The sequence below is a fragment of the Oleiphilus sp. HI0125 genome (assembly GCF_001635355.1).
Window position 1 is genome coordinate 1 of sequence record NZ_LWGF01000183.1, and the last position, 810, is coordinate 810.

Below are 810 nucleotides of genomic sequence, written 5' to 3' on the forward strand. Positions count from 1 at the left end.
GGTGCAAGCAGTATTGCCCTACCCTGCATTCAAATACTTCCCATTGAGCCCAGCCAGACATCAAAGCAATACATCTTTAATTTGGATCAATATGGCAAGGTCATTGTGGTCAGCCAGTTTGCCGCTCATCGTGTCCTGTCTCTCGTTGACGAACTATGGCCTCAAATGCCGGCCGAACAAACGTGGTATGGCATTGGGCGCAAAACAACAAGCGTATTGGCCGAATCCGAAGCTCAGTTATATGACGCTCAACAAGACCTCAACAGTGAAGGTTTATTAGATATTCCCGATCTTCAAAATGTAAAAGGCGAGCGTATTTTAGTTGTAAAAGGCAAAGACGGGCGCAGTAAACTTGAGCAAGGTTTGAGAGCCCGCGGAGCGCAGATTGATCACCTCGATCTTTATGAGCGCTTAAAGCCAGAATACAGCGATGAGCAATTACAAAACGCTTTAAATGACTTTGTACCAGATAGCATCATCACATTGAGTCTTGAGACCTTAGACAATTTGCACGCTTATAGTCAGCAGACGAATTACTCTGCGTATAATGCTAAATTGGTCGTTCCAAGCCAACGCGTCGCATCGCATGCTCAACGCCTTGGATTTAAAGAGATTGCCGTGAGTGAGCAACTGAAACCCATCAACCTGATACAGGCTCTAAAATAACCACACGACACTAAACTCTCAGCTGAGCGCTTAGATGAATAATTGCTAAGTGAAAAGGCAGCATTTTAAGGCTAAGCTCTTACTCTAACGATAACAAAGAAAGAGCATCGCGTGAGCGACGAAAAGCCTGTTAATGAGCCAGTA

Annotated in this window: 1 protein-coding gene; it reads left to right on the forward strand. The window is 44.8% G+C overall.

Annotated features, from left to right (window positions below):
• On the forward strand, positions 1-666 hold a 666-nt coding region (locus A3762_RS02830), incomplete at its 5' end, for a uroporphyrinogen-III synthase (protein WP_068754000.1).
• Positions 667-810 lie beyond the last annotated feature (144 nt).